Origin of the sequence: Micromonospora sp. NPDC049102 (assembly GCF_043197485.1) — a bacterium.
Lineage (GTDB): Bacteria > Actinomycetota > Actinomycetes > Mycobacteriales > Micromonosporaceae > Micromonospora.
The window spans coordinates 15,717-42,578 of sequence record NZ_JBICTE010000030.1 but is presented as its reverse complement, the minus strand read 5'-3'; the positions used below and the strand labels follow the sequence as shown (position 1 = coordinate 42,578).

Annotated in this window: 29 protein-coding genes; 14 read left to right on the top strand and 15 right to left on the bottom strand. The window is 72.1% G+C overall.

Annotated elements, in window-relative coordinates; genetic code table 11:
- Positions 1 to 21: 21 nt before the first annotated feature.
- Both ACGFH9_RS24390 and ACGFH9_RS24385 read right to left on the bottom strand, forming a co-directional pair.
- Positions 22 to 1,050 carry a helix-turn-helix domain-containing protein gene (locus ACGFH9_RS24390; RefSeq protein WP_393223276.1) on the bottom strand — a complete coding sequence of 343 codons (1,029 nt, stop codon included), beginning with the start codon at positions 1,048 to 1,050 and terminating at the stop codon, positions 22 to 24.
- 10 nt (positions 1,051 to 1,060) lie between these two features.
- Complete coding sequence (locus ACGFH9_RS24385) at positions 1,061 to 1,822, bottom strand: TetR/AcrR family transcriptional regulator (protein WP_393223273.1); 762 nt, start codon at positions 1,820 to 1,822, stop codon at positions 1,061 to 1,063.
- Between the two features lie 79 nt (positions 1,823 to 1,901).
- Between ACGFH9_RS24385 and ACGFH9_RS24380 the strand changes: the two genes are divergently transcribed.
- Positions 1,902 to 3,491 (top strand): MFS transporter, encoded by a 1,590-nt coding sequence (locus ACGFH9_RS24380; RefSeq protein ID WP_393223270.1) that lies wholly within the window; start codon positions 1,902 to 1,904, stop codon positions 3,489 to 3,491.
- Here ACGFH9_RS24380 and ACGFH9_RS24375 read toward each other — a convergent pair.
- The 4 genes from ACGFH9_RS24375 to ACGFH9_RS24360 all read right to left on the bottom strand — a co-directional run bounded on the left by ACGFH9_RS24375 (position 3,481) and on the right by ACGFH9_RS24360 (position 6,942).
- A complete protein-coding gene (locus tag ACGFH9_RS24375) occupies positions 3,481 to 3,984 on the bottom strand; it encodes a hypothetical protein (protein WP_355237693.1) in 504 nt (167 codons plus the stop codon). The genes ACGFH9_RS24380 and ACGFH9_RS24375 overlap by 11 nt on opposite strands.
- 88 nt (positions 3,985 to 4,072) lie before the next feature.
- Positions 4,073 to 5,704, bottom strand: coding sequence for a RecQ family ATP-dependent DNA helicase (locus ACGFH9_RS24370; RefSeq protein WP_393223267.1), 1,632 nt, complete (start codon positions 5,702 to 5,704; stop codon positions 4,073 to 4,075).
- A 73-nt stretch (positions 5,705 to 5,777) separates the two neighbouring features.
- Positions 5,778 to 6,728 carry a TIGR03557 family F420-dependent LLM class oxidoreductase gene (locus ACGFH9_RS24365; protein ID WP_393223265.1) on the bottom strand — a complete coding sequence of 317 codons (951 nt, stop codon included), beginning with the start codon at positions 6,726 to 6,728 and terminating at the stop codon, positions 5,778 to 5,780.
- A gap of 88 nt (positions 6,729 to 6,816) precedes the next feature.
- Positions 6,817 to 6,942, bottom strand: a complete 126-nt coding sequence (locus tag ACGFH9_RS24360; protein WP_393223262.1) for a hypothetical protein — start codon at positions 6,940 to 6,942, stop codon at positions 6,817 to 6,819.
- A gap of 211 nt (positions 6,943 to 7,153) precedes the next feature.
- On the opposite strand from ACGFH9_RS24360, the gene ACGFH9_RS24355 reads away from it, so the two are divergent.
- On the top strand, positions 7,154 to 8,644 hold the full coding sequence (locus ACGFH9_RS24355) for a glycoside hydrolase family 3 protein (protein ID WP_393223259.1): 1,491 nt from the start codon (positions 7,154 to 7,156) through the stop codon (positions 8,642 to 8,644).
- A gap of 15 nt (positions 8,645 to 8,659) precedes the next feature.
- On the opposite strand, the gene ACGFH9_RS24350 is transcribed toward ACGFH9_RS24355, so the two are convergent.
- Together ACGFH9_RS24350 and ACGFH9_RS24345 are read right to left on the bottom strand one after the other, a co-directional pair.
- Entirely contained in the window at positions 8,660 to 8,950 is a 291-nt protein-coding gene (locus ACGFH9_RS24350) for a GNAT family N-acetyltransferase (protein WP_393223256.1), read from the bottom strand.
- A complete protein-coding gene (locus ACGFH9_RS24345) occupies positions 8,947 to 10,173 on the bottom strand; it encodes a cysteine desulfurase-like protein (protein ID WP_393223254.1) in 1,227 nt (408 codons plus the stop codon). The genes ACGFH9_RS24350 and ACGFH9_RS24345 overlap by 4 nt, the downstream gene beginning before the upstream one ends.
- A 75-nt stretch (positions 10,174 to 10,248) precedes the next feature.
- On the opposite strand from ACGFH9_RS24345, the gene ACGFH9_RS24340 reads away from it, so the two are divergent.
- The 7 genes from ACGFH9_RS24340 (at position 10,249) to ACGFH9_RS24310 (ending at position 14,646) form a co-directional block, all read left to right on the top strand.
- Positions 10,249 to 10,614 carry a hypothetical protein gene (locus tag ACGFH9_RS24340; RefSeq protein WP_393223251.1) on the top strand — a complete coding sequence of 122 codons (366 nt, stop codon included), beginning with the start codon at positions 10,249 to 10,251 and terminating at the stop codon, positions 10,612 to 10,614.
- 58 nt (positions 10,615 to 10,672) lie between these two features.
- On the top strand, positions 10,673 to 11,494 hold the full coding sequence (locus ACGFH9_RS24335) for a DUF1206 domain-containing protein (protein ID WP_393223248.1): 822 nt from the start codon (positions 10,673 to 10,675) through the stop codon (positions 11,492 to 11,494).
- A gap of 83 nt (positions 11,495 to 11,577) precedes the next feature.
- On the top strand, positions 11,578 to 12,768 hold the full coding sequence (locus tag ACGFH9_RS24330; protein ID WP_393223246.1) for a mechanosensitive ion channel family protein: 1,191 nt from the start codon (positions 11,578 to 11,580) through the stop codon (positions 12,766 to 12,768).
- Between the two features lie 314 nt (positions 12,769 to 13,082).
- A complete protein-coding gene (locus ACGFH9_RS24325) occupies positions 13,083 to 13,517 on the top strand; it encodes a phage holin family protein (RefSeq protein ID WP_355248801.1) in 435 nt (144 codons plus the stop codon).
- On the top strand, positions 13,514 to 13,876 hold the full coding sequence (locus ACGFH9_RS24320) for a DUF3618 domain-containing protein (protein WP_393223242.1): 363 nt from the start codon (positions 13,514 to 13,516) through the stop codon (positions 13,874 to 13,876). Before ACGFH9_RS24325 ends, ACGFH9_RS24320 begins: the two co-directional genes overlap by 4 nt.
- Positions 13,873 to 14,145 (top strand): DUF4235 domain-containing protein, encoded by a 273-nt coding sequence (locus tag ACGFH9_RS24315; protein ID WP_355248798.1) that lies wholly within the window; start codon positions 13,873 to 13,875, stop codon positions 14,143 to 14,145. Before ACGFH9_RS24320 ends, ACGFH9_RS24315 begins: the two co-directional genes overlap by 4 nt.
- 297 nt (positions 14,146 to 14,442) lie before the next feature.
- Complete coding sequence (locus tag ACGFH9_RS24310) at positions 14,443 to 14,646, top strand: cold-shock protein (RefSeq protein WP_013732668.1); 204 nt, start codon at positions 14,443 to 14,445, stop codon at positions 14,644 to 14,646.
- A gap of 87 nt (positions 14,647 to 14,733) precedes the next feature.
- Here ACGFH9_RS24310 and ACGFH9_RS24305 read toward each other — a convergent pair whose 3' ends face one another.
- Positions 14,734 to 14,928, bottom strand: coding sequence for a hypothetical protein (locus tag ACGFH9_RS24305; protein WP_393223238.1), 195 nt, complete (start codon positions 14,926 to 14,928; stop codon positions 14,734 to 14,736).
- 94 nt (positions 14,929 to 15,022) lie between these two features.
- Complete coding sequence (locus ACGFH9_RS24300) at positions 15,023 to 16,006, bottom strand: aldo/keto reductase (protein ID WP_393223235.1); 984 nt, start codon at positions 16,004 to 16,006, stop codon at positions 15,023 to 15,025.
- A gap of 82 nt (positions 16,007 to 16,088) precedes the next feature.
- On the opposite strand from ACGFH9_RS24300, the gene ACGFH9_RS24295 reads away from it, so the two are divergent.
- Both ACGFH9_RS24295 and ACGFH9_RS24290 read left to right on the top strand, forming a co-directional pair.
- Positions 16,089 to 16,886, top strand: a complete 798-nt coding sequence (locus ACGFH9_RS24295; protein WP_393223233.1) for a trans-aconitate 2-methyltransferase — start codon at positions 16,089 to 16,091, stop codon at positions 16,884 to 16,886.
- Positions 16,883 to 17,905, top strand: coding sequence for an adenosine deaminase (locus ACGFH9_RS24290; protein WP_393223230.1), 1,023 nt, complete (start codon positions 16,883 to 16,885; stop codon positions 17,903 to 17,905). The genes ACGFH9_RS24295 and ACGFH9_RS24290 overlap by 4 nt, the downstream gene beginning before the upstream one ends.
- 259 nt (positions 17,906 to 18,164) lie before the next feature.
- On the opposite strand, the gene ACGFH9_RS24285 is transcribed toward ACGFH9_RS24290, so the two are convergent.
- Both ACGFH9_RS24285 and ACGFH9_RS24280 read right to left on the bottom strand, forming a co-directional pair.
- The gene (locus tag ACGFH9_RS24285; RefSeq protein WP_393223227.1) at positions 18,165 to 19,568 is read right to left on the bottom strand and encodes an ATP-binding protein; all 1,404 of its coding nucleotides are present in this window, start codon (positions 19,566 to 19,568) and stop codon (positions 18,165 to 18,167) included.
- 29 nt (positions 19,569 to 19,597) lie between these two features.
- The gene (locus tag ACGFH9_RS24280; RefSeq protein ID WP_074318485.1) at positions 19,598 to 20,287 is read right to left on the bottom strand and encodes a response regulator transcription factor; all 690 of its coding nucleotides are present in this window, start codon (positions 20,285 to 20,287) and stop codon (positions 19,598 to 19,600) included.
- Between the two features lie 73 nt (positions 20,288 to 20,360).
- Between ACGFH9_RS24280 and ACGFH9_RS24275 the strand changes: the two genes are divergently transcribed.
- Positions 20,361 to 21,278, top strand: coding sequence for an ADP-ribosylglycohydrolase family protein (locus ACGFH9_RS24275; protein WP_393223224.1), 918 nt, complete (start codon positions 20,361 to 20,363; stop codon positions 21,276 to 21,278).
- Between the two features lie 262 nt (positions 21,279 to 21,540).
- On the opposite strand, the gene ACGFH9_RS24270 is transcribed toward ACGFH9_RS24275, so the two are convergent.
- The gene (locus tag ACGFH9_RS24270; protein WP_393223221.1) at positions 21,541 to 22,449 is read right to left on the bottom strand and encodes a DUF1775 domain-containing protein; all 909 of its coding nucleotides are present in this window, start codon (positions 22,447 to 22,449) and stop codon (positions 21,541 to 21,543) included.
- Between the two features lie 175 nt (positions 22,450 to 22,624).
- Between ACGFH9_RS24270 and thrS the strand changes: the two genes are divergently transcribed.
- Entirely contained in the window at positions 22,625 to 24,634 is a 2,010-nt protein-coding gene (gene thrS, locus ACGFH9_RS24265; RefSeq protein ID WP_393223219.1) for a threonine--tRNA ligase, read from the top strand.
- Positions 24,635 to 24,818: 184 nt separating this feature from the next.
- On the opposite strand, the gene ACGFH9_RS24260 is transcribed toward thrS, so the two are convergent.
- The gene (locus ACGFH9_RS24260; RefSeq protein ID WP_393223216.1) at positions 24,819 to 25,547 is read right to left on the bottom strand and encodes a D-Ala-D-Ala carboxypeptidase family metallohydrolase; all 729 of its coding nucleotides are present in this window, start codon (positions 25,545 to 25,547) and stop codon (positions 24,819 to 24,821) included.
- Positions 25,548 to 25,723: 176 nt separating this feature from the next.
- Between ACGFH9_RS24260 and ACGFH9_RS24255 the strand changes: the two genes are divergently transcribed.
- Complete coding sequence (locus ACGFH9_RS24255) at positions 25,724 to 26,236, top strand: HIT domain-containing protein (RefSeq protein ID WP_355248808.1); 513 nt, start codon at positions 25,724 to 25,726, stop codon at positions 26,234 to 26,236.
- A gap of 46 nt (positions 26,237 to 26,282) precedes the next feature.
- On the opposite strand, the gene ACGFH9_RS24250 is transcribed toward ACGFH9_RS24255, so the two are convergent.
- Complete coding sequence (locus ACGFH9_RS24250) at positions 26,283 to 26,765, bottom strand: hypothetical protein (protein ID WP_393223213.1); 483 nt, start codon at positions 26,763 to 26,765, stop codon at positions 26,283 to 26,285.
- Positions 26,766 to 26,862 lie beyond the last annotated feature (97 nt).

Genomic DNA, 26,862 nt, shown 5'->3' with positions numbered 1-26,862 from the left:
CCGCCTCTGCCGCGTCGATCGTCAGTCTGCCGAAGAGGAGTTGACTCTGGATGCCAGGCGGTTGACGTCCCGCGCCGCACCTGGCTCGCCGTCGCGAAACGCCTGCGGGCTCACCCCGTACGCGGCCTTGAACACCCGGCTGAAGTGGGCCTTGTCGCCGAACCCCCAACGTGCGGCGATGACCTGCACGGGCTGGGTGCGCAGTGTCGGATCGGTGAGGTCCCGCCGGCACCGGGCCAGCCGAAGGTCGCGGATGTACGTCGCGACCGTGCTGTTCTCGGCTTCGAACAGGCGGTGCAGCGTCCGCAGCGAGATGTGGTGGGCGTCCGCGACGATCTGCGGGCCGAGCGTGGCGTCGCCCAGGTGGCGGTGGACGTACGCGTGCACCTGGGTGACCAGCGCCCGGCGGCGGACCTCGGTCGGGACGTCGTCCTCGGCGACCAGGTTCCGGCCGAGCAGGGTGGTGGCCAGGTCGAGCCCCACGGCGCCGAGCCGGCCGGCGTCGGCGGTCTGGTACTGCTCGGGGTGCCCGGTCACCTGGATCAGGAACTGCGCCAGCAGCGCCCCGAGCCCTTCGCTGCCGGACATCCGGCCGCCGTAGAGCGCGGCCATCCGCTTCGGCGGCAACGGAAGCGCGGAGTGCGGGATCAGCGTGGTGATCGAGGTGGCCTGGGTTCGTCCCGGCTCGCTCGCGTGGTGACAGACGTCGTGCGGGCGCGACGCGTCGTAGAAGGTGAACTCGCCGGCCAGGATGTCGCTGCGCCGACCGTCCTGACTGGACGTGCCGACCCCGCTGGTGGTGAAGGCGAGTATGTACAGCTCCGGGTCCGACTGTCGGATCAGCTTGCGGGTGGCATCGAGTGAGGGGTACTGGTACTTGACCAGTTGGATCGCGCCGAGGTCGATGAATTCGGCCCGGGCGGCGAAGTCGTCGGCGTACGGGGACTCCATCCGCAACGGCACGGACGTGCGCGCCACCAGGTCCAGCCACATCCCGAACCGCTCAGCGGGCGGCAGGACGGTGGTGTCGATGGTGTTCGTGACCAGCATCCGCGCCCCCTCACGCCGTCCGGTGGGCGATCAGGGCCTCGACGCCGTCGAGGATCCGATCCAGGCCGAACGTGAACTCGTCGTCCGGGCCATCGTCCTGGTTGAGGACTCCGGCATCGAGCACTCGCGTCAGCGCCGGGAAGCGGCCCGGGTCGATCAGTCGCGCCACCATCGCGCCGTACGCCGGCATCAACTCGCCCGGCTCGACACCGGCGGCCCGGCTGCCCTCGGCGATCTGGTTGGTGAGCATCGCCTCGTTGCGGACGTACCCGGTGACGAGCAGCAGGATCGACATCTTCTCGCTCTCGGGCAGGGGAGTGCCGTCGAGACATCCGAGCCCGTCCTCCATCCAGCCGAGCTGCTGAGGTGTCATCGGCGGCCCGGTGATCGGTATGTGCAGCAGCCAAGGACGTCGCCGCAGCGCGTCGTGTTCGGCCCAGGCCCAGCGGGTCAGGTTGGCGCGCCAGTCGTCCTCCGGCGTCGCCGGGCCGGGTGAGGGGCCGTACCCGGCGTCCACCATGAGCGTCAGCAGGTCGTCCTTGGAGCCGACGTGCCGGTAGAGGGCCATGGTGGCCGCGCCGAGTTCCTTGGCCACCCGGCTCATCGACACGGCCGCCAGGCCGTCGGCGTCGGCGACCCGTACGGCGGCGTCGACGATGGCGGGCACGGTGAGGCCCGGCCGGGGGCCCTTGGGTGGCCGCTCCCGCAACCCCCAGGCGCTCTCAATGGCCGGCGGAAGCGCCGGGCCGCTGTCGTCTTTCGTCTTCGCCACATTTCCTCCTTGCCCCGCCATCCTAGTTCTGCGTATGGTCTACGCATTAAAGCGTACGACATACGCAGAAGGAGTCTCCATGACAGTGACGACCGCACCGGCACCCCGCGCGGGCCGGCGGGAATGGATCGGATTCGCGGTGCTGATGCTGCCGCTGCTCCTGGTGTCGATGGACGTGTCGGTGCTCTACTTCGCCGTCCCGTTCATCAGCGAGGAGCTGCGGCCCAGCGCCACCCAGCAACTCTGGATCTTCGACATCTACGGCTTCGTGCTGGCTGGACTGCTGATCACCATGGGCGCCCTGGGTGACCGGATCGGCCGCCGTCGGCTCCTGCTGCTCGGCGCGACCGCGTTTGGGGCTGCCTCCCTGCTCGCCGCGTACGCCGACAGCGCCGAGACCCTGATCGCCGCGCGTGCCGTGCTCGGCGTCGGCGGGGCCACCCTGATGCCGTCCACGCTCGCCCTGGTGCGCAACATGTTCCACGACGCCAAGCAGCGGGGCACCGCGATCGGCATCTGGACCGCCACGCTCACCGGCGGCATCGCCATCGGCCCGGTGCTCAGTGGCGTGCTGCTGGAGCACTTCTGGTGGGGCTCCATCTTCCTGATCAACGTCCCGGCGATGCTGCTGCTGCTCCTGCTCGCCCCCGTCCTGGTGCCCGAGTTCCGCAACCCGGCGCGCGGGCGGTTCGACCTGGTCAGCGCGGCGCTGTCGCTCGGCACCCTGCTGCCGGTGATCTACGGCATCAAGGAGATGGCCCGCGACGGCGTCAGCGCGACGCGGGTGCTGGCCGTCGTCGCCGGGCTGCTCGTCGGGGCGCTCTTCCTGCACCGGCAGCGGACCCGGGCGTACCCGATGATCGACCTGGCGCTGTTCCGCCGCCACGGCTTCGCGGGGTCGCTCGCGGTCAACCTGCTCGCGATGTTCGCCCTCGTCGGGTTCGCCATCTTCACCACCCAACACCTGCAGTTGGTCCTCGGGCTGAGCCCGCTGCGGGCGGCACTGTGGAGCCTCGTACCGTCGCTGGCCGTGGGCGGCGTCGCCCCGGCGGCCGCCGCGCTCGCCCAGCGCGTCGAGCGGGCGTACCTGATCGCCGCGGGCTTCGTGATCGCCGTGCTCGGCTTCGCGGTGCTGACCCGCGTCACGCCCGAGACGCCGCTCTGGCTGCTGCTGCTCGGCGCCAGCGTGTACGCGGGCGGCCTCGTGATGGTGATGTCTCTCGTCACCGAGCTGGTGCTCGGCGCGGCGCCGCCGGAGCAGGCCGGTGTCGCCTCCGCGTTGACCGAGTCCAGCAGCGAGCTGGGCGGCGCGCTGGGAATGGCCATCCTGGGCAGCGTGGGCGCCGCGATCTACCGCCGCGGGGTCCTCGACGAACTGCCGGCCGGGCTGCCGAGCGATGCCCGCGACGCGGCCGGCGAGACGCTGGGCGGCGCGCTCGCCATGACGCGGGGACTGCCGGAACAGGCGGGCGACGCCGTACTGCACGCGGCCCGGTTCGCCTTCACCGACGGGCTGCACCTCGCCGCGGTCGCCGCCATGGTGGCGATGGTCCTGGGCGCGGCGACCGCGCTGCTGACGCTGCGCGGCGTCCGACCGGCCGACCCCGCGGCACTCGCCGCCGAGCCGACCGGCACGCCGTCGCCGGACGTCGCTTCCGTCAGTCGTTGAGCACGTGGGCGAGCCGGTCGCGGAACCGCCGTTCGGAGTCGCTGATCGACTCGCCGCCGATGCCCAGCAGACCGCCGCTGGACGCCGCGCCGACCACCTGGTCCGCGATCTTCACGAGCCAGTGCTTGTACGCCCCGGCCTCGCCCTCGTCGACGCGGGCGGCCAGCAACGCGGACGCCTCACCGGCCCGCACCAGCACGTCGTCGATGTACGCCTGCGGGTCGGCGGGCGCGATGACCGGCAGCTCCTCGCCGGCCTCGGGGTCGCCGACCTGGGTCACGATCTCGCCGGCCACGGCGGCGACCAGCGGGCTGGCCGACTCCCGGCCCGCGCCGATGGTCTCCAACCCGGCCGCGTTCTCCGCCATGGTCCGGCGGGTGCCGTCGGACTCGGCGGCGCTCGCCGCGGTCAGCACCGACTGCGGCAGGCCGACCAGCAGCCCCCACTCCCCGTCGGAGAAACCGAAACCGGTGTACGCCGGCTGCTCGATCACGGCAACGCCCCTTCCGCCCTGCTCTGTGTGGTCAATCGATGCTCTGTCTGGTCGATCCACCAGGCCCCGTGCCGGTGCCCGGGTCAGGCTAGTCCAGGGTCAGCAGGCCCTGCTCGGACACCACGCGCACCGACAGCGTCTTGTAGCCGACCTCGTCGAAGAGGACCGTCATCTTGTCGTCCTCGTAGCTGAGCACGAGGCCCCGCCCCCACTCGCCGTGCCGCACCTGGCTGTGCACGGGGAACGGCCCGACGGCGCCCTGGTCGGCGACGCTGGTGCCCCGGTGGCAGTTGTCGCAGTGGGCGCAGACCTCGGTCATCTGCTCGCCGAAGTAGGCCAGCAGGGTCTGCCCCCGACAGGCGGTGGTCTCGGCGAAGGCGCGCATCATGTCGGTACGCGAACGGGTCACCGTCTGCTGGCGCTCCGCCTCCGCCAGGGCCGCCGCTGCCGCGTCGACCGGTGCGGGGGAGTAGCGGGAAGCGCCGATACGCTGGCGGGCGCGGGGTTCGGCGGCGCCCACCTGCTCCAACAGCGACAGGTACTGGCCCAGCTTGCGCGGCCCCAGGCCGGTGACCTCCCGCAGCTCGGTTTTCGTGGCCGGCTTGCGGCGCAGCAGCGCGGCCAGCTCCCGCAGCTCGTTCTCGTCCGGCAGGCCACCGCTGAAGAACCGTTGCAGGCCCACGTCCTCGGCCCGCCAGAGCAGCAGCACCCGGGCCGGTTGCCCGTCCCGTCCGGCCCGGCCGATCTCCTGGAAGTAGCTGTCCGGCGAGTCGGGCAGCGCCGTGTGCACCACCCACGCGATGTTCGGCTTGTCGATGCCCATCCCGAACGCCGAGGTGGCCACCATGATGGGCACCTCGTCGGCGAGGAACGCCTCGTGCAGTTCGTTGCGCGCGCCGTTCGGCATCCCACCGTGGTAGTACTGCGCCGGGAAGCCCGCAGTGGTCAACCGCTCGGCCAGCTCCTCGGCCGAGCGCCGGGTCGGCACGTAGATGATTCCCGGTCGTTCGTCGTCGCGCAGCAGCGCGATCAGTCGCCGCCACCGGTAGTCCTCGGTGGGGCAGTGCGCCACCTCGAGGAAGAGGTTGGGCCGGTCCAGCCCGGAGACCACCACCTCGGGGTCGCGCAGTCGCAACCGGGCGATGATGTCGTCGCGGACCGGCGGGGAGGCGGTGGCGGTCAGCGCGACCACCGGAGGTCGACCGATGCCCTCGATGAGGTGGCCCAGCGCCAGGTAGTCGGGCCGGAAGTCGTGCCCCCAGGCGGAGATGCAGTGCGCCTCGTCGATCGCCACCAGCGCCGGCTTCAACGCGGCGACCTCGGCCATCCGGTCCGGGTTGCTCAACTGCTCCGGGGTGATGAAGAGGAACTCGGCCCGGCCGGCCTCGATCTCGGCGATCGCCTCGGCCTGCTGGGCTGCCGACTCGTTCGAGCTGATCCGTACGGCCCGCAGCTCGGGGCGTTGGCGCTCGTTGAGGGCCGCGATCTGGTCCTGCTGGAGAGCCAGCAGCGGGGAGATCACCACGGTCGGGCCGGGGATGAGGCTGGCCGGGATCTGGTAGATCGCCGACTTGCCGGCACCGGTGGGCAGGACCACCAGCGCGTCGTGTCGCTTCATCACCGCCCGCATGGCGGCGAGCTGGTTGGGCCGCAGAGCTTTCCAGCCGAAGAGGCTCTTCGCTGCGCGGCGCAACGTCATCGAGTGCGTGGACAGTTTCATCGAGGGCCGGAGGTACCCGGGCCCATGACCACCGAAACACATTCGCACGATCATGGGCGCCGGGTGCTCCGTTTCACTTCAGACGGGGCAGGACCTCGCGCTGGTACAGGTCGAAGAGGCCCTGGAAGTGCGGGCCGGTGTTGGCCACGTACACCTCGTCGAAGCCGGCCTTGGCGTACTGGTCGATCATGTCGAGGTGCGCGTCGGCGCTGTTGCCGCAGACGAACGCCTTCCGCACCATGTCCTGCGTGACCAGCTCGGAGGCCTGCTCGAAGTGGCGCGGCGAGGGCAGCACCTGGGACAGCTCGCCCGGTACCCCGGCATTGGGCCAGCGCTCGTACGCGAGCCGCGCGCCCTCGGACTCGCTGGCCGCGTACGCCGCCTTGAAGCCGCCTTGGCACGGCTTGTCGCCGCCGCCGTTCTCCCGGAAGCGGCGGACCATCTCGCCGTCGGGCATGGTGCTCACGTAGCCGTCGCCGATGCGGGCGGCCAGGTCGATGGCCTTGGGCCCGAAGCCGGAGACGTAGATCGACGGCGGCGTCTCGGGCAGCGTGTAGATCCGGGCGTGCTCCACGGTGTAGTGCTTGCCGTGGTGGTTGACGAAGTCACCCCGCCACAGCTCGCGCATGACCTCGACGGCCTCTTCGAGCATCTCCAGCCGGACGTCGGCGGACGGCCAGGCGTCGCCGAAGATGTGCTCGTTGAGCGCCTCGCCGGTGCCCACGCCGAGCACGAACCGACCGCCGTGCAGCACCGAACTGGTCGCCGCCGCCTGGGCGATCACGGCCGGGTGGATCCGGACGGTCGGGCAGGTCACCGCCGTGGTCACCGGGAGGGAGCAGACCTGGCTGAGCGCGCCGATCATCGACCAGACGAAGGGGCTCTGCCCCTGCGCGTCGACCCACGGGTGGTAGTGGTCGGAGATCCACAGGGCCTCGAAGCCGGCCGCCTCGGCGCCGCGGGCCTGCGCCAGCAACTCGGCCGGCGTGTACTCCTCACTGGACAGAAAGTATCCGATCTTCATCGCTTCCCCTTCGGCGCGCGGACCTGCTGATGGAGGAAGCCGTACCCTGGTCGCGGTCGGCCACACCGATCGGCCGGGGCCTGATCGGTCAGCGTCGGCGGAACATGGCCCGGATCGCGGCGAGCAGCAACAGGGCGCCCACCACCAGGCCGAGCAGGCGTACGCCGGGGATGTCGGCCGGGCTCGTGGCGTCGGCCAGCAGGGCGGTGTCCATCCCCGCACTCTCCCCGGGAACGGTGCCAGCGGGCAACTGTAAGGTTTATTGACTATTGAATCGCTCGGTGTGACCATGGCAGCACCGCCTGCCGATGGCGGTGCGCCGAGGGCGCGCGAGAGACGGGATACGGGGGCCGCATGAGCGAGCGCAACCAGCGGGACGGCGTCGACACGCCGGCGATCGACGTCGAGCGTTGCGAGGCGGCGGCGTGACCGCGCCCGCCGAGCACCTTCCGACGCTTGCCGCCGCCGTCCTGCAACCCGGGTTCGTCGGCACCACGCCGCCGCCCTGGGTCTGCCGCTGGCTCGGCGAGGGGCTCGGCTCGGTGGTGCTGTTCGCCCGCAACGTCGTGGACACCGCCCAGGTGGCGGCGCTGACCGCGACGCTGCGCGCCGAGCGGCCGGACGTCATCGTGGCGATCGACGAGGAGGCCGGTGACGTCACCCGGATCGAGTCGGCCCGGGGCAGCTCCCGGCCGGGCAACTTCGCCCTCGGGGCGGTCGACGACCCGGAGCTGACCGAGGCGGTCGCCCTCGACCTCGGCGTCGAGCTGGCGGCGGCCGGCGTGACCCTCGACTACGCGCCGGACGTCGACGTCAACTCCAACCCGGCCAACCCGGTGATCGGCGTCCGCTCGTTCGGGGTCGACCCGGCCCTGGTCGCGCGGCACACCGCCGCCTGGATCCGGGGCCTACAGGGCGCCGGCGTGGCCGCCTGCGCCAAGCACTTCCCCGGGCACGGCGACACCCGCGTCGACTCCCACCACGACCTGCCGCGCATCACCGCCGACCGGGCCCGCCTGGACGCCTGTGAGCTGGCCCCCTTCCGCGCCGCCGTGGCGGCCGGCGCGCAGGCGGTCATGACCGGCCACCTGCTGGTGCCCGCACTCGACGCGGACCTGCCGGCCACCCTGAGCCAGCGCATCCTCGGCGGGCTGCTCCGGGACGAGTTGGGCTTCTCCGGCGTGGTGGTGACCGACGCGGTGGAGATGCGCGCGGTCGCCGACCGGTACGGCTTCGCCGGGGCGGCCGTGCGAGCGCTCGCCGCCGGCGCCGACGCGATCTGCGTCGGTGGCGAGCGGGCCGACGAGGAGTCCGCCCGGGAGTTGCGCGACGCCATCGTGGCCGCCGTCGTCTCCGGTGAGCTGCCCGAGGAACGTCTCGCCGAGGCCGCCAAGCGGGTCGGCCAGCTCGCCGCCTGGACGGTTGCCGCCCGCGCCGCCCGCGCGAGCCGCACCCACCGGGGCACCGACGTCGGGCTGGTCGCCGCCCGCCGGGCCGTACGGGTCACCACCGGACCGGACGCGCCTGTCGCGCTGCCGCTGACCCGCGCCGCGTACGTCGTCGAGTTCGAGCCGCCCCGCAACATCGCCATCGGCGCGGAAACCCCGTGGGGCCTCGGGGAACCGCTGGACGGACTGCTGCCCGGCACGACGACCGTCCGCCACGCCGAGCCCGACGTGCCCGATCCGGGCGCCGCCGCCGGGGACCGCCCACTGGTGCTGGTGGTCCGTGACCTGCACCGGCACGACTGGATGCGCGCGGCGGTGCGGCGGGCGCTCGTCACCCGGCCGGACGCGGTCGTGGTCGAGATGGGCGTGCCCGAGCTGGTCGTCGGGGCGGTGCACCTGGCCACCCACGGTGCCACCCGGGCCAGCGGGCAGGCCGCCGCCGAGGTGCTGACCGGCCGGACCCGCTGACACCGACCTCCCGGGTTACGGCTGCTCGGCGACCAGGTCGGCGTACTCGGGGTGCTTGTCGATGAAGGCCGCCACGAACGGACACTGCGGCACCACCCGGGCGCCCCGGGCCCGCACCTGGTCGAGGGTGGCGCGGATCAGCGCGCCCCCGACGCCCTTGCCCTGGAAGCCCGGGTCCACCTGGGTGTGCGTGAAGACCAGCACGTCCTTCCCCCGCGGCACGTACGCGGTGAAGCCGGCGAACGCGTCGTCGACCAGGATCTCGAAACGGTTCTTGGCGGGATTGTCCTCGACGAGGGTGCTCACCGGGCCATTGTCCCTGGTCCGGCGGCCACCACGTCGAGTTCGGCGAGCAACCGGTCCACCTCGTCCGCCGTGTTGTAGTGGTAGATGCTGGCCCGCACCGCCCCGCCGCTGTCGCGCAGACCCATCGTCTGGAAGTACTCGTAGGCGTAGTAGTCGCCGGCCGAGAGACAGAACCCGGCGTCACCCAGCGCCTGCTGGACCACCAGCGGCGTCAGCCCGGCGACCCGGAACGAGACCGTCGGGCAGCGCCGGGCCGGCGAGCCGTAGACCGTGACGGCGGGACGCTCGGCGAGACCGGCGAGCAGCCGGTCCAGCAGCGCCTCCTCGTGCGCCTGCGCCGCGGCCAGTCCGGCCCGCAGCCGCGCCCGGCGGTCACCTGTCGCGTCCGGGTCCAGAGCGGCGAGGTGATCCACCGCGGCGGTCACTCCGGCCAGCAGCGGGAAGCTCGGAGTGCCGTACTCGAAACGGTCCGGCACCGCGTCGGACGACGGCACCAGCTTCGCCGGGCGCAGCGCCTCCCACCGGGACGGGTCGGCGACCATCGCGGCCAGATGCGGCCCGGACCACTTGTAGGCGCTGGTGACCAGCACGTCGGCGCCGAGGGACGCCAGGTCGGTCGGCCCGTGCGGCACCGAGTGCACCCCGTCGACGCAGACCAGCGCCCCGACCGAGTGCGCGATCTTGGCGATCGCCGGCACGTCCGGCACGGTGCCGACGGCGTTGCTGCCGGCGGTCACCGCGACCAGCCGGGTCCGCTCGCCGACCAGGTCGGCGTACTGGCCGCTGGGCAGGTCGGCGGTGTGCCTGTCGAACTCGGCCCAGCGCACCGTCGCGCCGGCCGCCTCGGCGGCCTGCACCCACGGGCGCACGTTGGCGTCGTGGTCGAGCCGGGACACCACCACCTCGTCGCCGGGCCGCCAGGTCGCGCCGAGGGTACGGGCCAGGGTGTACGTCAACGCGGTCGCGCTCGGGCCGAGCACCACACCGTCCGGCTCGGCCCCGAGCAGGTCGGCGACCGCCTGACGGGCCGCGGCGACCATCTCCAGCGAGCGACGGCCGGGCGTGAAGGCGGCGCTGCGGTTGCCGACAGCCGCGCGCATGGCGTCGGCGACCGCGTCGATCACGCCGGCCGCGGTCTGGGTGCCCCCGGCCCCGTCGAAGTGGACGAAGCCCTCGGTCAGGGCGGGATAGGCGGCCCGGGTACGGGCGATGTCGAAGGCCATGCCCGGACCCTAGCCCGGGTGCCCGCCGCGCTCGCCCCCGCCTCGGCGTCGCAAACGTCTCGTACCCTTGGCGGGGTGACGAACCGACCCGCCACCATCCCCCTGCCCCCCGTCCATCGCACCGCCGGCCTTGTCGCCGCCGTGGCGCTCGGCCTCGCCGTGCTCGCCGGTTGCAGCTCCCAGGGCGCCTCCACCGACTGCGGGCTGGACGCCTGCACGGTCACCTTCGAGCGGGGTGTCGAGGCGAGCGCCACCGTCCTGGGCGTCGAGGCCAAGCTGATCGGCGCCGAGGGCGACCAGGTGACCGTCGAGGTCGCCGGCGAGCAGCTCACCCTCACCACCGGCCAACAGGCCACCGAGGCCGGTGGCTTCGCGGTCACCGTCGACAGCGTCACCGACCAGCAGGTCAAGATCCGCGTCTCCCGCAACCCGGGCAACTGACCAGGCGGGCGGCGGTGGCCGACGTTTGGGAATCTTCGTAATCGGAGATTGTGACGCCATGTCACTCACCCGTAGCGCCGAAGCCACCGCCTCCCGAACGGCGGACAGCCGGTGGCTGGAACTTCTCGCCCGGGCCGGCTTCATCGGCTACGGCATCGTCCACCTCCTCTTCGCCTGGTTGGCGTTGCAGATCGCGTTCGGCACGTCGTCCGACGACGGCGACCAGTCCGGCGCGCTGCGTACCCTCTCCGCACAGCCCCTCGGTAAGTTCCTCGTCATCGCCGTCGCGGTCGGCCTGCTCGCCATGGCGATCTGGCAGGGCCTCGAAGCGGCGGGCGGGCACCGTGCCGAGCGCGGCAAGGAGCGCGTCATGGAGCGGCTGGCCTCGGCCGGCCGGACCATCGTCTACCTCTACTTCGCCTGGACCGCCTTCAAGGTGTTCAAGGACGCCGGGTCGAACAGCGCCGACAAGCAGGAGGCGCTGAGCGGCAAGCTGATGACCTCCACCGGTGGCCGCTGGCTGGTCGGCCTGGCCGGCCTGGTGGTCGCGGCGATCGGCATCGGCCTGGTCATCTACGGCATCCGCAAGACGTTCGAGAAGCACCTCAAGACCGGCGAGATGAGCCCGAAGACCCGCACGCTGGCCCGCCGCCTCGGCGTCGCCGGCTACGTCGCCAAGGGCGTCGCGTACGGCATCGCCGGCCTGCTGGTCATCGTGGCCGCGGTGAAGTACGACCCGGAGAAGGCACGCGGTCTGGACGCCGCCCTGCACACGCTGCGCGAGCAGTCGTACGGCTCGTTCCTGCTGACCCTGGTCGCCCTCGGCATCGCCGCCTTCGGCGTCTACTGCTTCCTCCAGTCCCGGTACCGCAAGGTCTGAGCTGGCCGATACCGAGAACGTCGGGCACTATTGGGCTTTTGCCCGAAGTACCCGCGTCTCGGCCGAAGGGAAGCGCCACACTCGTGCAGAGCTATCTCGAAACGACCGTCGCCGCGCTCGCCGCGGCGGCGGTCGCCCTCTTCCTGGTAGAGGTCATCCACCGGCTCACCCGACGGTTCGGCCGTCGGTCCCTGTTGATGACCGAGTTGACCGACCACGCCCACCGCCCGTTCCAGGTCGCCGCCACGGTCCTCGCGGTGCAGTTCGCCGCCCGCTTCACCACCGGGTACGCCGTCGGCCAGAGCTGGCGGCGGCTACTGCTGCACCTGTTGGTGCTCTGCGTCATCGCCAGCACGGCCTGGCTGGTGGCGGCGCTGCTGATCGTCGTCGAGGACACCGCGCTCGCCCGGTTCCGGGTCGACGTGCCCAACAACCGGCACGCCCGGCGGGTGCGTACCCAGGTGGTGATGCTGCGTCGGCTGACCATCGCGGTGATCGTCATCCTGACCGTCGGCGTGATGCTGATGACGTTCCCGAGCGTGCGGGGCATCGGCGCCGGCGTGCTGACCTCCGCCGGAGTCGTCGGCGTGGTGGCCGCGCTGGCCGCCCAGAGCCTGCTCGGCAACGTCTTCGCCGGCCTGCAACTCGCCTTCAGCGACGCGGTCCGCCTGGACGACGTGGTGGTCGTCGAGGGGGAGTGGGGTCGGATCGAGGAGCTGACCCTCAGCTACGTGGTGGTCCAGATCTGGGACGACCGGCGGCTCATCCTGCCCACCTCGTACTTCACCAGCAAGCCGTTCCAGAACTGGACCCGGACCGAGGCGGCCGTGCTCGGCACCGCCGAGTTCGACGTCGACTGGGCCGTGCCGGTGCAGACCATGCGGGAGGAGCTGCGCCGGCTGGTCGAGGGCACCGAGCTGTGGGACGGCCGGGTCTGCGTCCTGCAGGTCACCGACGCCACCGGCGGAATGGTGAAACTGCGGGCGCTGGTCAGCGCCGCCGACGCGGGCAGCCTGTGGGACCTGCGGTGCCTCGTCCGCGAGCACCTGGTGGCCTGGATCCGGGACAACCGGCCCACCGCGATGCCCCGTGTACGCACCGAACTGGGTGACGCCAACAGCAACCTGGCCTGGCAGTGGGTGCAGCCGAGGCGGCCCCAGACCCGACGCCTGTCGGACACGGAGGCGCCGGACGACGCCCGTGTCTTCGGCGGCAGCGACGACGGCGACGCCCGCAGCGAAGCCTTCGTAGGCCCCGAAGAATCCCGCCCCTAACCCACCCCACCCCACCCCCCCACCCCCACCCTCACCCTCACCCTCACCCCGTTGATCATGAAGTTATTGCCTCTCGCTCCGGCGTGTCCTGGCAATAACTTCATGATCGACGGGCAGAACGGGGAGAACGGGAGGGGGAGGGGTGGCGGTCTGGGAGGTTTGGTTGGGGTTGCGCGGGGGATGTGCTGCCGGACGTCTGTGACGTGATCGGCGCGGCATCCGGACAACGACGACGGTGCGCCGCACGTCGCGTTTTAGGATTGACCGGCGGCTACTCCGGGCATACAGCGCGGTGATGAGGAAAGGAGGACAGCATGGCTGACGTGGCGAATGCCCGCACATCCCGGAACGGGAGCGAGCCCTCCACCGCCGAGCTGGTGCAGCGGGCCACCGAACAGGTCTCCCGTCTGGTGCGCGACGAACTGGCGCTGGCCCGAGCGGAGTTGACCGAGAAGGGCAAGCACGCGGGCATCGGGATCGGCCTGTTCGGCGGCGGCGGAGCGATGGCCTTCTACGGCCTGGGTGCCCTCGTCGTCACGGCGATCCTGCTACTGGACCTGGTGCTGCCCGCCTGGGCCGCCGCGCTGATCGTGGCGGTGGCGCTCTTCCTGGTGGCCGGCATCCTCGCGCTGGTCGGCAAGAAGCAGGTCAGTCGTGCGGTCCCGCCGGTGCCGGCGGCGACGGTTCGCAGCCTCCGGGCTGACGTGGACACCGTGGCCGCTGCGGTCAAGGACAGGGGACGGGCATGACGGGCAACGGGACGGGCGACACCGAGGCCCTGCGTGAGGAGATCCGCCGTACCCGGGTGGAGCTGGGCGAGACCATGGAGGCGCTGGCCGCCAAGGCGGACGTCAAGGCCCGCCTGAAGGAGTCCGCCGAGCAGGCGCGGGAGCGGATGCGCGAGCAGGCGGCACAGACCGTGGCCCGGGTCCGTGGGCAGGCCGCGCGTGGCGCCGGGATGGCACGTGCCCAGGCGTACGAGACGGGCGGCCTGGTACGCGAGAAGGGCGAGTTGGTTCGACGCAACCCGGTGCCGTGGGCGGCGATCGCCGCCGGCGCGGTGGCCGCCGTGGTGGTGCTGATGATCGTGCGGGGGAGGCGTAGGTGAGCAGGAGTATCGGCAAGGTCGCGTACCGGCCGGTCGGCGTGTTGCTGGGTATCGCCGCGGGTACGGTGGCCGGCGCGATCTTCCGGCAGGTCTGGAAGGTCACGGCGGGCGACGGCGAGGCGCCGAACGCCACCGATGAGGACCGCCGGTGGGGCGAGATCCTGGCCGCCGCGGCGTTGCAGGGGGCCATCTTCGCGGTGGTCCGTGCGGCCGTGGACCGGGGCGGAGCGGTCGGCGTCCGGCGGATGACCGGCCACTGGCCGGACTGATCGGACTGACCGACGCATAGACGTCGGGCCCCCTTCCATATCAACGGGAAGGGGGCCTTTCGCACGACTCGGAACGCCGCCCAGCGACCTGAGGCATCCGTCAGGTCACATGTCGGAGAAATTCGTCGGACAGGTCGTGCAGAGTTTTTGCGTACGTGATTTGCTGTTCCACGCTGTTGCGAGATGGCGTGGGTTGAGAGAAGTCTCCTTCGCGGGGGCCGCCTCAGACGCCGCTGCTCGAAAACGGCCAATCGGCCGCACGGCGTGCACGGCCGCCAGTTTTAGAAGGAGATACACATGGCGCAGGGAACCGTGAAGTGGTTCAACGCTGACAAGGGCTTCGGCTTCATCACCGTCGACGGCGGGGGTGCTGACGTGTTCGTCCACTTCTCGGCCATCCAGTCCAGCGGCTACCGCACGCTGGAGGAGAACCAGCGGGTGGAGTTCGAGATCGCCCAGGGTCAGAAGGGTCCGCAGGCCGAGCAGGTCCGTCCCCTCTGACGCACCGGCCGGCCCCCGCCGGTCAGGGCTCGTTGAGGTGAAGCCCCGTATCCCCACCCGGGATGCGGGGCTTTCCACGTCCGGCGGTCAGAGTCGGCGGCGCGAGCGCAGTCCCAGCCAGAGCACCACGAGCCCGGCCAGGGCGACGATCGGGCCCAGCACCACCCAGAGCGTCTGGTCGGTCATCACGCTGCCGTCGACGTAGCCGAGCCCCTGCACCGTCCACACCGCACCGACCACAACGGCCAGCAGGCCGAGGGTGAGTGTCAACCAACCCCTCATCGCGCACCCCTCTCGCCGGGTCGGGCGGCACGCCGCCCCGAGTGTCCAGCATCGTCGGTCCGACGGCGCGACGCGAGCACCCGGGGTCGGCGGCTCACCACCGGTCGTGCACCTGCGGACGGATCAGCTCGTCGTAGACCTCCCGTACACCGGCCAGTTGGGCGGCCGTGAGCGGCGGCAGGTCTGCCGCGGCGGCGTTGCGCCGGGCCTGCTCGGCGTCGCGCGCGCCGGGGATGACGACGGTGACGCCGGCCTGGTCGAGCACCCACCGCAGCGCGAACTGCGCCATGCTGCGGTCGGCGTCGACGAGCGGCGCGAGCCGGCGTACGGCCGCGAGCCCCTGCGTGTAGTCCACGCCGGAGAACGTCTCGCCCACGTCGAACGCCTCGCCGTGTCGGTTGTAGTTGCGGTGGTCGTCGGCGGGGAACTCGGTGTGCTCGTCGTAGCGGCCGGAGAGCAGACCGCTGGCCAACGGCACCCGGGCGATGATGCCGACGCCGGCCTGCGCGGCCGCCGGCAGCACCTGCTCCAGCGGCTTGTGCCGGACGGCGTTGAGGATGATCTGGACGCTGGCCACGCCGGGCCGCGCGATGGCGGTGAGCGCCTGGTCGCAGGTCTCCACGCTGACGCCGTAGCCGGCGATGGCCTTCTCGGCGACGAGGGTGTCCAGAGCGTCGAACACCGCGTCGTCGGCGAAGACGGCGCTCGGCGGGCAGTGCAACTGGACCAGGTCCAGGGTGTCCATCCCGAGGTTGGTCCGGGACCGGTCGGTCCACTGCCGGAAGTTGGCCAGGGTGTACGCCTCGGGCCGCTGCTCGACGCGCCGGCCCATCTTGGTGGCGACGGTCAGCCCGGCGTCGGGGCGGGAGCGGAGGAAGCGGCCGACCAACTGCTCACTACGGCCGTCGCCGTACACGTCGGCGGTGTCCAGGAAGGTGACCCCGGCGTCCACGGCGGCGGTGAGCACGGCCATGGCGTCGGTCTCGCTGACGGTGCCCCAGTCGGCGCCGAGCTGCCAGGCGCCCAGGCCGACGACTCCGACGGTCCGGCCGAGCCGGTTGAAGCTGCGCTGTTCCATGGCCCGAGCCTAGTGATCGGGTTGCCGGGCTGCCACGCGAGTCGTACCGTCAACAAGACGGACGTACGGTTTGGAGGCGACGATGTGGGATCCGACGACGTACCTGCGCTACGCCGACGAGCGCTCCCGGCCCTTCCACGATCTGCTCACCCGGGTTCCCGCCGTCCGGCCCCGCACGGTGGTCGACCTCGGCTGCGGCCCCGGGCAGCTCACCGCCACCCTCGCCGAGCGCTGGCCGGACGCCCGGGTCCTCGGCCTCGACTCCGCGCCCGAGATGATCGACCGTGCGCGGGCCCTGCCGACCCCCGTCGAGTTCGCCGTCGCCGACCTGTGCGACTGGCGTCCGACCGGCGACGAGGACGTGGTGGTCACGAACGCGGCCCTGCAGTGGGTGCCCGGCCACCAGGACCTGCTGCGCCGCTGGGCCGGTGAGCTGCCCGCCGGCGCGTGGCTCGCCATGCAGGTCCCCGGCAACGTCGACGCCCCGTCGCACCGGGCGCTGCGCGAGGTCGCCGGACGCCCGGCCTGGCGCGCCGAGCTGGCCCCGCTCCAGCGCGCCGACCCCGTCGACGACCCGGCCGACTACGCGGAGCTGCTGACCGCCGCCGGCTGCGCCGTGGACGCCTGGGAGACTACCTACGTGCACCTGCTGCCGGCCGACTCCGCCGCCGACCACCCGGTGCTGACCTGGATGGAGGGCACCGCGCTGCGACCCGTCCGGGCCGCGCTGGACGCCGCCGGCTGGTCGGCCTTCCGGGCCGAACTGGGGGTACGCCTCGACGCCGCGTACCCGGTGCGGCACGGTCAGGTGTCCTTCCCGTTCCGCCGCGTCTTCGTCGTCGCCCGCACCGGCGGCGCCCCTGCACAGGAGAACCAGTGACTGATCTGACCACCTTCATCGCCGGTCTGCCCAAGGTGGAGCTGCACGTGCACCACGTCGGCTCCGCGTCGCCCCGGATCGTCTCCGAGCTGGCCGCCCGGCACGAGGGGCGCACCCCCGTACCCAGCGACCCGGACGCCCTCGCCAGCTACTTCGAGTTCCGCGACTTCGCGCACTTCATCGAGGTCTACCTGAGCGTGGTCGACCTCATCCGGGACCCGGAGGACGTCTGGCTCCTCACCCACGAGGTGGCCCGGGAACTGGCCCGCCAACAGGTCCGGTACGCCGAGCTGACCATCACCCCGTACTCGCACGTCCGACGGGGCATCCCCGCGCCGGCCTTCTGCGAGGCGATCGAGGACGCCCGCAAGCGCGCCGCCGTCGACTTCGGTCTCGACCTGCGCTGGTGCTTCGACATCCCCGGGGAGGCCGGCCTCCCGGCCGCCGAGGAGACGCTGCGCATCGCGCTCGACGAGCACCCCGACGGGCTCATCAGCTTCGGTCTCGGCGGCCCGGAGATCGGCGTACCCCGGCCGCAGTTCCGGCCCTTCTTCGACCAGGCCCGCGCCGCCGGGCTGCGCTCGGTGCCGCACGCCGGTGAGACCACCGGCCCGCAGACCGTCTGGGACGCCCTGCACGAGCTGGGCGCCGAGCGGATCGGGCACGGTATCTCCGCCGCACAGGACCCGGAGCTGCTCGCGTACCTCGCCGAGCGGCAGATCGGGATGGAGATCTGCCCGACGTCCAACGTGCGGACCCGTGCCGTGGCGTCCCTCGACGAGCACCCGCTGCCCCGGCTGGTCGAGGCCGGGCTGCTCGTGACCATCAACTCCGACGACCCGCCGATGTTCGGCACCACCCTCAACGACGAGTACGCGGTGGCGGCCCGACTGCTCGGGGCGGGTCCGGGTGAGCTGGCGGCGTTGGCCCGCAACGCCGTGACGGCGTCCTTCCTCGACGCGGCCGGCAAGCAGCGGATCAGCGACGAGATCGACGCGTACGTGGCCAGCGCCGGCTGAGGTACGGGGTGAGCGGGGCGCGCGGCGGGAGCGTGGGTGTGGGGGGACCTGAGACTCCCGCCGCGCGCACGGCTCCACCGGCCGGTGGGTGCGCGGTGCGCTGGCCGGTGGAACTGGTGGGTTCGTGCACTGATCCTGTCAGCCCGCAAGCGTCTGACCGCGCTCGTTAACCTCGATCTAAGGAAGACTTGTGCCGCCGCACAGCCCCGGCGCGCCAGCCGATCGGAGCGCTCCCATCAACCGATCGGCCCGGGGGTGCTCAGTCGTCGGTGGGGCGCTGGCGGGGCCAGCGACGGCCGCTGCTCTTCGGCTCCCGGGCGTCGCGTGCCATCCGGCCCACGAGACCGAACCGGCTGACCTGCCGGGGCGTCGCGTCGGGGTCGGCGAGCAGCATCACCACGCTGGCGCCGCCCAACCGGGCGCGGTCGATGCTGACCGAGCCGTTCGCCTGCAATGACACCCGCTTGGCGATGTCCAGGCCGAGCCCGGTCGAGCCCTGGTCGCTGGTGCCCCGTCGCAGCGCCCGATCCGGGTTGGCGATACCCGGGCCGGCGTCGTCGATCCGGATCGCCACGTACCCGTCGCGGCGGGACACGGCCACCTCGAACGCCGTTCCCTGCGGTGTGTAGCGGAAGACGTTGCCGATCACCGCGTCCAGCGCAGCGGCCAGCTCGGCGCGCGGCACCGGCGCGGGGATGCGCAGCTGGGCGCCGGTGACCCGGTGCGGCCGGTTCTGGTCACCGGCGAGCGCAGCCCAGAACACCATCCGGTCCCGGACCACCTCGCTGACGTCGCACATCGCCGGGCCGGCCTCGTGCGCCACCGCCTTGCGGGTGGTCTTGATCAGCACGTCGATCTCGCCCTCGAGGGTCACGATCGCCTGCCGGATGCGCCGGATGCCCCGCAGTCGGTCCAGCTCCGCCGGGCTGAACGAGCCCACGCTCGTGTCGTCGGACTCCAGGGCCTCCGCGTCCAACCGGAGCACGGTCAACGGCGTCCGCAGCCGGTGCGACAGGTCGGCCACCAGTTCGCGCTCGTCGGTGCGGGCCGCGTCCAGCCGGTCGGCCATCCGGTTGAAGGCGTACCCGGCCTCCGCCAGCTCCCGCGGGCCGGTCGGCTCCACGCGTACGCCCAGGTCGCCGTCACCGATCGACAGGGCGGCCTTGACCAGGCCCTGGGTGGCGTCCACCGCCCGGGCGGCCACCCGGTCGACCACCAGCACCGCCGCGCCGACCATCGCCGTGCCCACCGCGAACAGCAGCAGCCAGGTGCCACCGGCGCCCTCGCCCAGCGTCGCGTCCGGCACGAACACCTCGACCACGGCCGTCCGGTCACCGAGGACCACCGGGTCGAGCCGTACCACTCCGCCGTCCACGTCGGTGACCAGGGAGCGCCGATCGGCGCGCGCCCGGTCCAGGTCGGCGCCGCCGACGCGGCCCGCGGACTCGTCCAACCCCAACCCGTACACCACCGGCCGGACCGCGGCGTCGTCGCCGCTGGCCACGACGGCCCGTTCGATCACCGCCCGGTCCGTACTCACCGCCAACGCGCCGGTCACCAGCGCGCTGCGTCGGGCCGCGTCGGCGATCGCCTCCTCCCGCGTCTGCTCCCGCAGGCTCAACCCGAGCGGGATCAGGAACGCGAGTGCGACGAGGCTGCACATGCCGGCCGTGAGCAGGGCCAGCGCCGTCCTCAGTCCGGTGCCACCAGCCGGAACCCGACCCCCCGCACGGTGCGCAGGTAGCGCGGCTTCGCCGCGGACTCGCCCATCTTTCGGCGGAGCCAGTACAGGTGTACGTCGATGGTCTGATCCTCGCCGACCGATGGCTGCCGCCATACCTCCTCCAAGAGTTCCCGGCGGGACACTACCCGCCCGGGTCGTGCGGCGAGATACGCCAGCAGGTCGAATTCCTTACGGGTCAGCGCCAGTGGTTCCCCGTCGAGGTGGGCGCTGCGCTCGCCGACGTCCACGCGCAGACCGCCGACGGTGTGCACCGCCGGCTGTACCGTCCGGCTGGCCCGCCCAGCGCGCCGCAGAACCGTGGTGATGCGGGCGTCCAGGTGCGCGCCCGTGAACGGCTTGACCATGTAGTCGTCGGCGCCGGCCCGCAGCAGCTTGACCACCGACTGCTCGTCGTCCCGGGCAGTGGCGATGATGATCGGAATGTCGGTGATGCCGCGCAGCATCCGCAGCGCGTCCGAGCCGTCCAGATCGGGCAGGCCAAGGTCCAACACGACGAGGTCGGGCGTCTCCGCGGCGACGCGTCGCAGCGCGTCCAGGGCGGTGCCCACGGCGTGCACGGCGTGCCCCCGGTCAGCGAGGGACCGCAGCATCGCGCCGCGTACGACGTGATCGTCTTCGACCAGGAGCACGGAGGCCACGACAAGACGGTACTTGGCCTGGCAAGTTGATCGCGTTGCGACGTACCTGTGAACCATGCAAGCTGGTAAGACGATGTCCTTCACCCTGTTCGCCGACGCTCGCCTGGCGCTCGCCCGGGACAGCCTCGCCGGCCTCTCGACCGGGGACGCGTTGGGCGCGCGGTACGTCCTGCCGGAGCCCCCGCAGGATTTCACCGACGCCGCGCTGCCGCCCGCGCCCTGGGAGTGGACGGACGACACCGAGATGGCCTGCTCGGTCGTCGCGGAGCTGGCCGAGTCGGGCACGATCGACCGCGACCGGCTGGCCATGGCGTTCGCGCAGCGCTGCGGCGTCCAACGCGGGTACGGTCCCGGCGCGATGCTGATCCTGCGACTGATCCGCACCGGCACCCCGTGGCCGGTGGCCGCCGCGTCCGCCTTCGACGGCCAGGGCTCCTGCGGCAACGGGGCGGCCATGCGGGTCGGCCCGTTGGGCGCGTACTTCGCCGACTCCACCGCACGTGCCGCCGCGCAGGCCCGCGCTTCGGCCGAGGTGACGCACGCGCACCCCGAGGGGATCGCCGGAGCGGTCGCCGTGGCGGTGGCCGCCGCGCTCGCCGCCCGGGCCCGCCTGGACGGCCACCGACCGGCCCCGGCCCGGCTCCTCGCCGGTGTCGCCGCGGCGGTCGACGGCGGCACCGAGGTACACCGCGGTGTGCACGCCGCCATCGGACTGCTCGGGCGGCCACTGCCCCGCGTGGTGGCGACGCTCGGTAACGGCTCCCGCGTGACCGCCCAGGACACCGTCGCGTTCACGCTCTGGGTCGCCGCCACCCACCTCGACGACTATCCGGCGGCGATCCGTACGTGCCTGAGCGCCGGCGGCGACGTGGACACCACGGCGGCCATCGCGGGGGCGGTGGCGGCGGCGTACACCGGCGTCGGCACCCCGGGCGGGGTGCCCGAGGCGTGGCTGGCCGCCCGCGAGCCGCTACCCACCTGGCTGCCCTGACCGCGTGGCTGTCCTGACCGCATGGCTGCCTTGATCGCTTGGCTGTTCTGCCTCACCGCCTGCACGCAGAGCCCGGGAGGATGTGCCACGGCCCCTTTGCTCTGCTTCAACCCGCGCAACAGTTCGGGGGCATGAGTGTTGCGCGCGTTGAAGCAGAGCAAAGGACGCGTGGAGTGTCTGTCCATTGCCGGCCCGGCGATGGACTGACACCCCGCCAGCCGGTACCGGCGGTGCGGCCCCAGCCGGTACCGGCCGTGCTGCCTCAGTCGGTGCGGGCGGGAGCGGCTGCCGAGGCAAGCACCGCGACGGGCGCCTGCTCAGTGGGCGCGTCGGTGCCGTCCGGCTGCGGTGTTGGCGTCACCATGTCGGTCTCCGTCGCGCCGGTCACCTCTGCCAGCGCTGTCCGCTCCGCCGGGTCGCGTCGCCGCCACCGGCTGACCAGCCAACCGATGGCCGCACCGCCGCCCAGGCCGGCCAGCAGACCGGCGGCGAGCATCGCGTCGGCGCTGCCGGGCCCCTCGTCGGAGGTGCCCGCCGCGTCACCGCCGGAGGCGCCGTCGGCACCCTGCGCGCCGGCAGCCGGTGCGCCGTGGCCGCCGTGCGCGGCCGGTCCGGCGGCACCTGCGGCGCCCGGGGCGGCCGGCAGCAGCGTCAGCACCGGCGCGCGGTGCGCGGGGTCGGTGTCCGTCCACTGGACCACGATGCCGTCGGCGTACGTCTGGACGACCTCGAACCTGAGCCGCTCGGCCTGCGGCATCGGGCCCATGGACAGGGCCAGCTTGGCCGGGCCCGTCGAGCCTTCGCCGACGCGCACCCACGTCACCGCCGTGGTCACGGTGCTCACGCCGGACGAGTGGATGCCTGCCACCGGCTTGTCCAGGGTCCGGGAATCGATCTTGGGCGCCCAGCCGTCGACCGACATCGGATAGACCTCGGCCACCGGCGCGTCGGCCGGCAACCGGATCTCGACCTGCTTGGTCGTCGTGCCGGCCCGCTCCTCGGGCACGGTGAACTCCAGCCGTACGGCGTCACCCTGCCGTGCCTCGGTCGGGGTGGTCGTCACGTCCGCGGCCTGCGCCGCCGCGGCCGGCCAGAGCAGCAGCCCGGCCGCGGTCAGCGCGGTCACCGCCGCGATCCGCCGCCGGCGGCCACCGCCGTGCGTGCTCGCCATCGCGTGCCCCCATCCGTCTCGCGCGGCCGGCACCGGTTTCCGGCCACACCACCTAGTTCGGATTCGAGGCACGAAAGGTTCAACGCGAGCCGTCCGGAAGGTGCCGGCGGCGCGACCGATAGCATCGGCAGGAGCCGAGGATCGGCACCGTTTCGTACCGCTTGGAGGAGTCACCGTGTCCGCACCCCGTACCCCCGCCGTGGCCGACCCCGTCGTCGTCGCCGCCGGGACGACGGCGGCCGACGCGGTGGCCGCGGCCGGACTGCCCGCGAACGGCCCCAAGGCGATCGTCGTGGTCCGCGACCCGCAGGGTCAGCTCCGCGACCTGGACTGGACCCCAGCCGAGGAGACCGTCGTCGAGCCGGTCAGCCTGGACTCGCCGGACGGGCTCAACGTGTTGCGCCACTCCACCGCGCACGTGCTCGCCCAGGCCGTGCAGGACGTCTTCCCCGAGGCCAAGCTGGGCATCGGCCCGCCCATCGAGAACGGCTTCTACTACGACTTCGACGTCGCCAAGCCGTTCCAGCCCGATGACCTCGGCAAGCTCGAGAAGCGCATGCAGGAGATCATCAAGTCCGGGCAGCGGTTCCGTCGCCGTCGCTTCGGGAGCCTCGACGAGGCGCGCGCCGAGCTGGCCGACGAGCCGTTCAAGCTGGAGTTGATCGAGGTCAAGGGCGAGGGCCTGGACACCGACGAGGTGATGGAGGTCGGCGGCGGCGAGCTGACCATCTACGACAACCTCGACGCGAAGGAGGACAAGGTCTGCTGGTCGGACCTGTGCCGGGGCCCGCACCTGCCGACCACCCGCCTGATCGGCGCGTTCAAGCTGATGCGTTCGGCCGCCGCGTACTGGCGCGGGTCGGAGAAGAACCCCCAACTACAGCGGGTGTACGGCACCGCGTGGCCGACCCGGGACGAGCTGAAGGCGTACCTCAAGCTGTTGGAGGAGGCCGCCCGGCGCGACCACCGCAAGCTCGGTGCGGACCTGGACCTGTTCAGCTTCCCCGACGAGATCGGCTCGGGCCTCGCGGTCTTCCACCCCAAGGGCGGCATCATCCGCCGGGAGATGGAGCACTACTCGCGGCGGCGGCACGAGGAGGCGGGGTACGAGTTCGTCAACACCCCGCACATCACCAAGGCGCAGCTGTTCCAGACCTCCGGTCACCTGCCGTACTACGCGGACACCATGTTCCCGCCCATGCAGTTGGAGGGCGCGGACTACTACCTCAAGGCGATGAACTGCCCGATGCACAACCTGATCTTCAGGGCGCGCGGGCGGTCGTACCGGGAGCTGCCGCTGCGCATGTTCGAGTTCGGCACGGTCTACCGGTACGAGAAGTCCGGCGTCGTGCACGGCCTCACCCGGGTCCGTGGTCTGACCCAGGACGACTCGCACATCTACTGCACCCGTGAGCAGATGGCCGGCGAGCTGACCGCGCTGCTCAGCTTCGTGTTGGATCTGCTGCGGGACTACGGCCTGGACGACTTCTACCTGGAGTTGTCGACTCGGGACGACTCGCCGAAGTTCATCGGCGCCGACGAGGACTGGGCAGAGGCGACCGAGGCGCTGCGGACCGCCGCCGAGACGTCGGGTCTGGAGCTGGTGCCCGACCCGGGCGGCGCGGCGTTCTACGGGCCGAAGATCTCCGTGCAGGCGCGGGACGCGATCGGCCGGACCTGGCAGTTGTCCACCCTCCAGGTCGACTTCAACCAGCCGGAGCGGTTCGGGTTGGAGTACCAGGCCGCCGACGGCAGTCGCCAGCGTCCCGTGATGATCCACCGGGCGTTGTTCGGGTCGATCGAGCGGTTCTTCGGGGTGCTCACCGAGCACTACGCGGGCGCGTTCCCGGCCTGGCTGGCGCCGGTGCAGGTGGTGGGCATCCCGATCCGGGAGGACCACACCGACTACCTGCACGGCTTCGTCGCGGCGCTGCGCGCCGAGGGCATCCGGGCTCAGGTGGACGCGGGCGACGACCGGATGCAGAAGAAGATCCGCACCGCCCAGCAGCAGAAGATCCCGTTCATGGTGATCGCCGGCGACGACGACGTGGCCGCCGGCACGGTCTCCTTCCGCTACCGCGACGGCTCGCAGCGCAACGGGGTGCCGATCGCCGAGGCGGTCACCCACGTCCTCGACGTGGTGACCTCCCGGACGAACGTCGGCCCGTCGGCCGCCGCAGAGTAGGCGCCGCCGCCTCCGCCTGGCGCAGCATGATCGCGCTCGATCCAGGATGTAGTGGCCTCCCCGCATCAGGGAGGCCACTACATCCATGTTCGAGCACGATCATGAGCGGCGCGGACGCTCGATGCCTCGCCCGCAGGGCGACCTGCGGCATTGGCCGTCAGGCAGAACCGTGGCGCGGTGGCTGTCAGATGCCGCAGTTCGGCGCTGACCAGCCGCCGACCGCCGCCACGTGGGTGTGGTCGTTGTGGTCGGGGTAGCCGGGGCCGAGGATCTGGGCGAAGCCGTGGTAGCGGGCCTGCTGGGCGAGTCGGCAGAACGAGGGTGAGCCGACCAGGTCCACGGCGTCGCCGTACAGGTGCCGGCTGTTCGACGCCCCGCCGACCGCGCTGTTGCAGGTGTAGCTGCGGAAGCTACTGCTGATCGTGATGGGCACGTCGCCGAGGGCGTGCCGCAGGGCCTGGAGTTTCCACATGGAGACGAGCGCGTTGGCGCGGGCGGTGCTGGCCGAGACCGCGCCGCCGGCCCAGGTGCTGTTGCAGTTGTTCAGCTCGGCGTAGCTGAAGTTGGCAGGTGTGCAGTCGTCGTCCTGGAGCGCGTAGAGCCGGTTGAACGTCTGCGGGCCGGCGATGCCGTCCGCGCCCAGCCCGTACGCCTGCTGGAAGCGGATCACCGCGGACCGGGTGGCGGGGCCGAAGGCGCCGTCGATGGTGAGCACGGCGCCGTAGCCGGGGTAGCCGGCGACGCGGATCTGGAGTTGCCGGACGTCCTCGCCGGACATCCCCTGGGACAGGCTGCGACCCCAGGTGTAACAGCCGTCCGCGTGCGCGGCGCTGGCGGTGAGCGTGACCCCGGTCACCGTGGTGACGGCGGCCAGCGCGAGCGCCGCGAGGATTCTGCCGAGCTGACGGATCATGTAACTCTCCATCCATCGATCTAATGAAATGAATGAATGGAAGTTTCACGGCTGAGTCTCGACTCCGTCAAGAAGTTGCAGCAGCGAGTTTCCGGTCACGGGTGTCGCGGCCCTCCGACCTGGCTCCGTAGGATCGGCTCGTGACAGGGGCGGAGCGACACACGGACAGCGGCGGCATGGCGGACGGCCTGGAGCGGCTCTGGACGCCGCACCGGATGACCTACATCTCGGGTGAGGACCGCCCCGCCGAGGGTTACGAGAAGCCGACCGGCTGCCCGTTCTGTCTCGCCCCCGGGCTGCCCAGCGAGGAGAGCCTCGTGGTGGCCCGCGGCGAGCGCGTCTTCGTCGTGCTCAACCTCTACCCGTACAACCCGGGGCACCTGCTGGTCTGCCCGTACCGGCACGTCGCCGACTACACCGACCTCGACGAGCCGGAGACCGTCGAGCTTGCCGCGTACACCCAGACGGCGATGCGGGTGATCCGCAAGGTGAGCAACGCGCACGGCTTCAACCTGGGCATGAACCAGGGCGGGGTGGCCGGGGCCGGCATCGCCGCCCACCTGCACCAGCACGTGGTGCCCCGCTGGGGTGGCGACGCGAACTTCATGCCGGTGATCGGCCGTACCAAGGTGTTGCCGCAGCTACTCGGTGACACCCGCGACCTGTTCGCCCGCGCCTGGCCGTCCTGACCCGCCGGGCCCGCCCCGGATCGGCGCGGCGTCCGCGCCGGTCCGGTCAGTCGGCGCGCAGCAGGGTCGTCAGCTCCGGCCAGCTCTCCACCCGGTGTACGAGCGGCAGCAGTGCGGCGTACGCGGTGACCTGCGCAGGCCGAGGTCGGAACAGGAAGCGGTGCGGCACCGAGTCCAGGTAGCCGAGCACCTCCAACTTGTCGTCCACGAAGTGGCTCAGGCCGAGCCGCCGGGCGATCGGCGCCTTGGCGGGACGGGTCCGGCAGAAGTGCACCCGCTCGACGGGGATTCCGGTGCGGGCGGTGAAGTCGTGGTGGGCGAGCCACTCCCAGGTCCGCCGCTCGGTGGACTCGCCACACTTCGAGACCAGGTGCACCTCGTCGAACGCCGGCCCGAGCGCCGCGAGCGCGTCGAACGCGCCGTCGACCATGGGCGTGCGCAGGTAGTGCGCGCCGAAGAAGGAGGTGTCGGCGTCGTCGTCGGCCGGTTCGATGAGCACCCCGCCGATGTCCACGCCCAGCCGTCGCATGGCGACGATCATGCCGTACCCCGCCGGCGTTCCCGCACCGAGTTTTCCGCCTCGGTGGTTGTTACGTCCCGCCGCCGCGAAGGTGGCACGATCGGCC

Excerpts from the sequence above, each read along its gene's own strand:
- ACGFH9_RS24390 (WP_393223276.1), bottom strand. The coding sequence starts at position 1,050 with ATGCTGGTCACGAACACCATCGACACCACCGTCCTGCCGCCCGCTGAG.
- ACGFH9_RS24380 (WP_393223270.1), top strand. The coding sequence starts at position 1,902 with ATGACAGTGACGACCGCACCGGCACCCCGCGCGGGCCGGCGGGAATGG.
- ACGFH9_RS24370 (WP_393223267.1), bottom strand. The coding sequence starts at position 5,704 with ATGAAACTGTCCACGCACTCGATGACGTTGCGCCGCGCAGCGAAGAGC.
- ACGFH9_RS24365 (WP_393223265.1), bottom strand. The coding sequence starts at position 6,728 with ATGAAGATCGGATACTTTCTGTCCAGTGAGGAGTACACGCCGGCCGAG.
- ACGFH9_RS24360 (WP_393223262.1), bottom strand. The coding sequence starts at position 6,942 with ATGGACACCGCCCTGCTGGCCGACGCCACGAGCCCGGCCGACATCCCC.
- ACGFH9_RS24345 (WP_393223254.1), bottom strand. The coding sequence starts at position 10,173 with ATGGCCTTCGACATCGCCCGTACCCGGGCCGCCTATCCCGCCCTGACC.
- ACGFH9_RS24335 (WP_393223248.1), top strand. The coding sequence starts at position 10,673 with ATGTCACTCACCCGTAGCGCCGAAGCCACCGCCTCCCGAACGGCGGAC.
- ACGFH9_RS24325 (WP_355248801.1), top strand. The coding sequence starts at position 13,083 with ATGGCTGACGTGGCGAATGCCCGCACATCCCGGAACGGGAGCGAGCCC.
- ACGFH9_RS24320 (WP_393223242.1), top strand. The coding sequence starts at position 13,514 with ATGACGGGCAACGGGACGGGCGACACCGAGGCCCTGCGTGAGGAGATC.
- ACGFH9_RS24310 (WP_013732668.1), top strand. The coding sequence starts at position 14,443 with ATGGCGCAGGGAACCGTGAAGTGGTTCAACGCTGACAAGGGCTTCGGC.
- ACGFH9_RS24305 (WP_393223238.1), bottom strand. The coding sequence starts at position 14,928 with ATGAGGGGTTGGTTGACACTCACCCTCGGCCTGCTGGCCGTTGTGGTC.
- ACGFH9_RS24300 (WP_393223235.1), bottom strand. The coding sequence starts at position 16,006 with ATGGAACAGCGCAGCTTCAACCGGCTCGGCCGGACCGTCGGAGTCGTC.
- ACGFH9_RS24295 (WP_393223233.1), top strand. The coding sequence starts at position 16,089 with ATGTGGGATCCGACGACGTACCTGCGCTACGCCGACGAGCGCTCCCGG.
- ACGFH9_RS24285 (WP_393223227.1), bottom strand. The coding sequence starts at position 19,568 with ATGTGCAGCCTCGTCGCACTCGCGTTCCTGATCCCGCTCGGGTTGAGC.
- ACGFH9_RS24275 (WP_393223224.1), top strand. The coding sequence starts at position 20,361 with ATGTCCTTCACCCTGTTCGCCGACGCTCGCCTGGCGCTCGCCCGGGAC.
- ACGFH9_RS24270 (WP_393223221.1), bottom strand. The coding sequence starts at position 22,449 with ATGGCGAGCACGCACGGCGGTGGCCGCCGGCGGCGGATCGCGGCGGTG.
- ACGFH9_RS24260 (WP_393223216.1), bottom strand. The coding sequence starts at position 25,547 with ATGATCCGTCAGCTCGGCAGAATCCTCGCGGCGCTCGCGCTGGCCGCC.
- ACGFH9_RS24255 (WP_355248808.1), top strand. The coding sequence starts at position 25,724 with ATGGCGGACGGCCTGGAGCGGCTCTGGACGCCGCACCGGATGACCTAC.
- ACGFH9_RS24250 (WP_393223213.1), bottom strand. The coding sequence starts at position 26,765 with ATGCGACGGCTGGGCGTGGACATCGGCGGGGTGCTCATCGAACCGGCC.